The sequence below is a fragment of the Methylomagnum sp. genome (genome assembly GCF_054333355.1).
In genome coordinates, this window is the sequence record NZ_JBTEKS010000235.1 from 1 (window position 1) to 7,016 (window position 7,016).

The 7,016-nt window shown below is 63.8% G+C and carries 6 protein-coding genes; 5 read left to right on the plus strand and 1 reads right to left on the minus strand.

Annotation, left to right across the window (positions count from 1 at the left end; all coding sequences use genetic code 11):
* The first annotated feature begins 58 nt into the window (after window positions 1-58).
* The 5 genes from ACXWUF_RS15710 (at window position 59) to ACXWUF_RS15730 (ending at window position 5,515) form a co-directional block, all read left to right on the plus strand.
* Window positions 59-592: an REP-associated tyrosine transposase gene (locus ACXWUF_RS15710; protein ID WP_458495596.1), complete on the plus strand. Its 534-nt coding sequence runs from the start codon at window positions 59-61 to the stop codon at window positions 590-592.
* A 681-nt stretch (window positions 593-1,273) separates the two neighbouring features.
* Window positions 1,274-3,007, plus strand: coding sequence for a circadian clock protein KaiC (gene kaiC / locus ACXWUF_RS15715; protein ID WP_458495597.1), 1,734 nt, complete (start codon window positions 1,274-1,276; stop codon window positions 3,005-3,007).
* Complete coding sequence (locus ACXWUF_RS15720) at window positions 3,004-3,360, plus strand: circadian clock KaiB family protein (RefSeq protein ID WP_458495598.1); 357 nt, start codon at window positions 3,004-3,006, stop codon at window positions 3,358-3,360. The genes kaiC and ACXWUF_RS15720 overlap by 4 nt, the downstream gene beginning before the upstream one ends.
* A gap of 8 nt (window positions 3,361-3,368) precedes the next feature.
* Window positions 3,369-3,740 (plus strand): circadian clock KaiB family protein, encoded by a 372-nt coding sequence (locus ACXWUF_RS15725; protein WP_458495599.1) that lies wholly within the window; start codon window positions 3,369-3,371, stop codon window positions 3,738-3,740.
* Entirely contained in the window at window positions 3,737-5,515 is a 1,779-nt protein-coding gene (locus ACXWUF_RS15730; RefSeq protein WP_458495600.1) for an ATP-binding protein, read from the plus strand. The genes ACXWUF_RS15725 and ACXWUF_RS15730 overlap by 4 nt, the downstream gene beginning before the upstream one ends.
* 237 nt (window positions 5,516-5,752) lie before the next feature.
* On the opposite strand, the gene ACXWUF_RS15735 is transcribed toward ACXWUF_RS15730, so the two are convergent.
* Window positions 5,753-7,016, minus strand: a 1,264-nt coding sequence (locus ACXWUF_RS15735) for a lipocalin-like domain-containing protein (protein WP_458495601.1), incomplete at its 5' end; no start/stop codon positions are given.

A 7,016-nucleotide genomic window follows, 5' to 3' on the forward strand; every position in this document is an offset into this window, starting at 1 on the left:
CAAAACTACTGTTCGCACTCCAGGATTTTCCACAACCCCAACCGCCGGAAGTCACCCCATGCTGCGCCGCCACCCCAATTCCCCAGCGCATCTATTCCTCGACGACACACCCTATTTTCTCACCGGCGCGACCTACCAAAAACGCAGACTCCTACAGCACGCCGACTTGAAACAGCGGCTACTCGACAAAATCATCGCGGCGACCCGCCATTTCGGCTGGACCTTGGAGCATTGGGTGATTCTCGACAATCACTACCACCTGATGCTACGCAGCCGCCGGGGAGAAGACCTAACGGAACTCATGCGGCAAATACACGGCGGCACGTCCGGCGACATCGCCAAAGCGACCCAATGCGCCCTACCCGTCTGGTGGAACTACTGGGACTACTGCCCCCGCGACGACCGCGACTTTCTTCTCCGCCTCAACTACCTGCTCTACAACCCCATCAAACACCGCTACACCACCGACCTGAAGGACTACCCCCATTCCAGTTTCCACGGGCTATTCCAAATCCACGGCAAAGAGGGGCTGGCACAACAGTTCCGGGCCTATCCCGAATTCCGCACGCTGGCACTGGATGACGATTTCTGAGGGCGGCGGGAAAGAACAGAGGTTCCCGGAACCCGCCTAGAATGGTAAACTCCGCCCCGCTTTGACTTGGCGGAGAACGGCTCAGCCCCTCCGCAAGTTGTCAGCCCGCCCCGGTGGTGGAATCGGTAGACACAAGGGACTTGAGAAAATTTGAGCACCTAACTGGGAAACCTAATAGGTGAATGTGCTTAAATTCGGTGAAGGCTTCGCTGCTAATACCGAGCTAAGCTAAAGGTAGATAACCTCGATATGCCTTTAGAAAGTGTAGAGACTTAACAGGCACCACCTAAGTAATGGCAACAACCATTATAGGGTGAAGATAAAGTCCAGACCACAAACTCGATTTATATAGTAAATAGAGGTGGCGAAAGCCATAGTGGTAAGAAAATCCCTCGCCTTTACCGGCGTGCCGGTTCGAGTCCGGCCCGGGGCACCACATCACCAAACATACAAAAAGGCTTGCGCGGAAGCGCCAAGCCTTTTTCTTTTTGCGCCGTTGAAACAGGAACCCGTTCCAAACCCATCCCACCGCCACCTTTTGACGTGACGAACCCTACCCATCCCCTTCCCACCCGAAGGCTTCTGATAGAATTCCAAAATCATCTCCCCGGGTCCGGAGCATGGCCGAAAATCCGCCCCCCTCCCGCTTGCCCGGCCACCCCCTTTATTTAGGACAGATTCATGCTGCCAGCGTCCGTCACCGCGCATCCCCTGCCCAAGACCCCGACCGGCATCCAAGGCTTGGACGAGATCACCCTGGGCGGACTGCCCACGGGCCGCAGCACCCTGGTCTGCGGCGGTCCCGGCTGCGGCAAGACCCTGCTGGGCATCGAATTCCTGGCGCGGGGCATCCTGCACTACAACGAACCCGGCGTGCTCATGGCCTTCGAGGAGAGCGCCGAAGAACTGACCGCCAATGTGGCCTCCCTGGGCTACGACCTGGGCGAGATGCACGCCGAGGGCCGGTTGTTCATCGACCATGTGCGGGTGGACCGCGCCGAAATCGAGGAAACCGGCGAGTACGACCTGGAAGGGCTGTTCATCCGGCTGGCGGACGCCATCGGCCGGGTCGGCGCCAAGCGGGTGGTGCTGGACACCCTGGAATCGCTGTTCGTCGGGTTGAACAACGAGGCCATCCTCCGCGCCGAACTGCGGCGGCTGTTCCGCTGGCTCAAGGACCGGGGCGTCACCACCCTCATCACCGCCGAGCGCGGCGAGGGCCAACTGACCCGCCACGGCCTGGAGGAATACGTCTCCGATTGCGTGATCCTGCTGGACTTCCGGGTCCGCGAGGAAATCTCCACCCGGCGGCTGCGGGTGGTCAAATACCGGGGCACCCACCACGGCACCAACGAATATCCCTTCCTCATCGACGAGCGGGGCATTTCCGTATACCCCGTCACCTCGCTGCGGCTGGACCAAGACGTTTCGGATGAGCGGGTGTCCACCGGCGTCGCACGGCTCGACGCCATGCTGGGCGGACTGGGCGTGTATCGAGGCAGCAGCGTGCTGGTCACGGGCACCGCCGGCACCGGCAAAAGCAGCCTTGCCGCCCGCTTCGCCGCCGCCGCCTGCGACCGTGGCGAACGGGCGCTGTATTTCGCCTTCGAGGAATCGCCCAACCAAATCGCCCGCAACATGCGCTCCATCGGCGTCGATCTGCGCACCTGGGTCGAGCGGGAACGGCTGCGGTTCTTCGCCGCGCGGCCCACCTCCGCTGGCCTGGAGACCCAGTTGGCGACCATGTTCGGGGCCATCGAACGGTTCCAGCCCGGCACCGTGGTGGTCGATCCCATCACCAACCTAGTCGACAGCGGTACGCCCTCCGAAATCAGGTCGATGCTGACGCGGCTGATCGACTTCCTCAAGAACCGCCAGATCACCGCGCTCTTCACCAGCCTCACCATAGGCCGTCTCGACACCGAGAACACCGAACTCAGGGTTTCCTCGGTGATGGACACCTGGATTGGCCTGCGCGCCCTCGAGGAGGGCAACGGCGAGCGCAACCGGATTTTATACGTGCTGAAATCGCGGGGCATGGCCCATTCCAACCAGATTCGCGAATTCCGCCTCAGCGACGCCGGGATCGAACTGGTGGATTGTTATCTCGGGCCGATGGGCGTGCTGACCGGCACGGCGCGCTACGCCCAGGAGGTCCGGGAAGAGGCCGACGCGGCGGCGCGGCGCGAGGCACTGGAAGCCCGGCGGCGGGCGGCGGATCGAAGGCGCCAAGCGTTGGAGGCACAAATCCTGGCCTTACAGGCGGAGATTGAGTCCGAGGAAGACCAAATCCTCCGTTTAGCGGTCCAAACCGAGACCAACGAAGGCTTATCCCGGACAGACCGGGCGCAGTACGCACGGCTCCGCCAAGCGGATAGCGATAAGGCAATGCCTTGGTCGGGAGCAGGCGCATGACCGGCCCAGAAGACAATCCAACCGCCGCCGGGCAAGTCCCGGACCATGGCGATGCGCCCCCGGACAACGAGTTCTGGGATTTGCGGCTGTACGTGGCGGGCCAGACGCCCAAATCGCTGGCGGCCTTCGCCAACTTGAAGAAGCTTTGCGAGGCGCATCTGGCGGGCCGCTATCGGATAGAGATCATCGACCTCATGGAAAATCCACAACTGGCGCGGGGCGATCAGATTCTGGCGATCCCGACCCTGGTCAGGAAACTGCCGGAGCCGATCCGCAAGATCATCGGCGACCTCTCCAACACCGAGCGGGTTCTGGTGGGTCTGGACCTCCGCCCGCGCCGCGACCAGAACTAAGTAAGGCCATGCACACAAACTCCAACGGGAATCACCCGGCCCAGCCGCCCACTCCATCCCCCGCGCCGGGGTCCGAGCCGCCCCGCGAGCGCTTCGCCTTCCGGCTCTACGTGGCCGGTGGCCGGGCGAGTTCGCTGCGGTCCATCGCCCGGCTCAAGGAGATTTGCGAAGAGCACCTGGCCGGTCGGTACGACCTGGAAGTCATCGACATCTATCAACAACCGGAACTGGCCGTGGCGGAGAACATCGTGGCGGCGCCCACCCTGGTGAAGAAGCTTCCGCTGCCGGTGCAACGGCTCATTGGCGACTTATCCGACACGGATAAAGTCCTGCTGAGCCTAGCCATAGGCTCCAAGCCAGACGCAGGGGACGAGGCATGAGCGCCCCGGCCAAGGATTGCGGATCGTTGCTGCTGCAAGTCCATGACCTGACGCTACAACTCGAAGAGGTCCGGGAAGCGCTCCGGGCCATCCGCATGGGCGAGGTGGACGCCGTCGTGGTGCGGAGCGGCGACCAGGAACGCATCTTCACCCTCAAGGACGCCGACCAGATTTACCGCTGCCTCATCGAGGCCATGAGCGAGGGCGCCCTGGTCCTCGACCCCGGCCACATCATCCTTTATTGCAACCGGCGCTTCGCGGACATGGTGGGCACGCCGCTGGAAAAAGTCATCGGCGCCCCCTTGGGTGGATTCATCGCGCCGAGCGACGCCGGGCCGTTCAGCCGCCTGTTCGAAGCGGGATGCCGACACGGCCATAGCCGGGGCGATCTGAGCTTGACCGGCGAGGTTCGAGTGCTGGTGTCCATCAGCCGGATTCCCTCGGAGGATGTGGAAGGTGCCTGCGTGGCGCTGGTCACCGACATCAGCGCCCTGCGGGAAACCCAGGCGGCCCTGGAGAAAGCCCGCGACGAACTGGAAAGCAAGGTCGCCGACCGCACCCACGAACTCCTGGAAGCCAACGCCATCCTGGCCGAGGCGGATCAGCGCAAGGATGAATTCCTCGCCATGCTGGCCCATGAGCTGCGCAACCCGCTGGCCCCCATCAGGACCGCCACCCAGGTGCTTAAGCTCAAGAGCGCCGGAATCACCGAAATGCAGGTGCCGCTCTCCATGATCGAACGGCAGGCGCAGCATCTCGCCCGGCTGGTGGACGACCTGCTCGACGCCTCGCGCCTGGCCCAAGGCAAGATCACCCTCAAGCGGAGGCCGGTGGACCTCGCGCCGATCATCGCCCAGGTGGTGGAGAACCACCGCCCGGTGGCGGAGCAACAACGGCACGCGCTCACCCTGAGCCTGCCGTCCCACCCCCTGCGCGTCGATGGGGACGAGGTGCGGTTGACCCAGGTTTTCTCCAACCTTGTCAACAACGCCATCAAATACACGCCCAGCGGTGGCCGAATTTCGATCACGGTCCGGGACAACGGCAGCGAGGCGGACATCGCCGTGCGGGACAACGGCATCGGCCTGGCCCAGAAAGAACTGCCGCACATCTTCGGCCTGTTCGCCCAAGTGACCCAAGGGCTGGACCGTTCCTACGGCGGGCTGGGCATCGGCTTGTCCCTGGTGAAAAGCCTGACCGAAATGCACGGCGGGCGCGTCGAGGCCCACAGCGCGGGGCTGGATCAGGGCAGCGAATTCATCATCCATCTGCCGTTGCTCCCCGCCCAAACCAACAGGGCGGAAAACCTCAGCCCCACGCCGAGTCCGCCCGCCCCGCCCCGCCACGACCTGCGGCTGCTGGTGGTGGACGACAACCACGACGCCGCGGAATCCATGGCCGAATTGCTCGTTCTGGAAGGCTACACGACCCGGATGGCCCACGACGGCTTCACGGCCATGGAAACCTACCGGGACTACGCGCCGAACGTGGTGGTGCTGGACATTGGCCTGCCGGAGATTGACGGCTTCGAGGTCGCCCGCCGCATCCGCGAGGAGCGCGACGAACCGGCGCCGACGCTGATCGCCATGACGGGCTACGGCCAGAGCGGCCACCGCGAGCGGGCCTTGAGCGATGGCCTATTCGACCACTACTTGGTGAAGCCGGTCTGCGTGGACGTGCTTCTGGGTTTGTTGGACGCCTTGAAGTCGGGCGGAGCGGCCCAGGCGCGGGGGATTGTAGGTCGGGCTTTAGCCCGACCTGACCGCCCGGCTTGATCCAAATATGTAAGGGTGGGGGCATCACTGCCATTAAGGCGATTTCCAGGAAAAGACATACCTGTAGGATGGGTAGAGCGAAGCGAAACCCATCACCCTGTGTCCGGCTCGATGGGTTTCGCGAGTACGCTCCAACCATCCTACATCCAGATCAACGGTGACAAGCATTTTCGGAAATCGCCTTAATGGCAGTGAGGGCGGGCATGAATACATGCCCACCCACGCCTGAACCATCGCCTACCGTTCTCCCAACTGGCTCACATCCTTCTGCGTGGCCCGCGCATAGCCGGTCAATTCCATGTAGCCCCGCCCCAACCGCCGCCCGGATTGGTCGGCGTCCAACACATCCACCGCCCCCTCCCAATAACGCACGCTGACCCGCAATTCCTGATCGGCGACGGCGGGCTGCACCAGGAAGCGCTTCCCCAGCGGCTTGACGGTCAGCCGCCAACGGGCCGGATAAACCACCCCGCCGGGCGCGGTCCAGTCATCCAGGCGGACCAGTTCCACATCGTCCAAAGCCAGCGCCGTCTTGCGTCCCCCGGCGTCGATCCAAGCGCCGGTACTCAAGGGGCCGATGCTCCCGTCCTTGTGGCGCATCCGGTAGAACATCAGTTCGGCACCCTCGTCCAGTTGCAGCGAGAACCAATCCCAGCCCAATTGGTAATCGGCCAGGGCGCTGGTGCTCCATTCCCGGTCCAGCCAGGCCAGCCCCGTCACCGGGAAAGTCTGGCCGTCAAAGCTCAGCGTGCCCTCGGCCCGAATCCGGGTGCCGGAGTAGTAATAGGAGGCGTTGCCCGGCTCGCGGCTTTTCTGGCTCAGCCCGTCGCGGCCTTCCAGCACCATCGGCTTGGCCGAAGTGAGGGTCAAATCCAGCGCGTAGCCGTCCTCCCGCACTTGCAGCCGCCAAGGCCAGTCATCGCCGCGCAGGGATTCCAGCCGCCAATCCTCCAGCCAGACCCGGAATGGCCCCAGTTCCGACCCGGCCAGCCCGAGGGTGCCCCGGGCGCGGCGCTCGAAGGCTTGAAAGCGCTGGCTCGCCACATCGGTCAGGGTGAAGTGGGCCATGTGGACATTGCGGCCCGCCCAGTGGGACGGGCGGTTCACCGGATGGGCCACCAATCCGTGCCGGAAGAAGGTGATCTGGAAGCCGAACCGGCGCGATGCCGGGCCGTCGAGATTGCCGGTGATGTACCACCATTCGTCGCGGAAATCGTCGTGGGGACCGTGGTCGGCGGGGAAGCTCATGGGCACCGGCTCGTAGGCCCGGCGGAAATCGGCGGTGTCGGCCTCGCTCAGCACGGCGTCGGAGGAGCGGCTGTCGGCGGTCTCGGGCGGCGTGCCGCAGGCGTTTAGAATCAGCATCGACGCCAGTAAGGCGGCGTTCCGCCGAACCCGTTGGCTGAGCGGAGTCGAAGCCAACGGGTTCGGTGGGACGCTGTAAGCCCGGTCGCCGGGTTCGTTCCCTTCGACTCCGCTCAGGAAACGAACCCGGCGACCG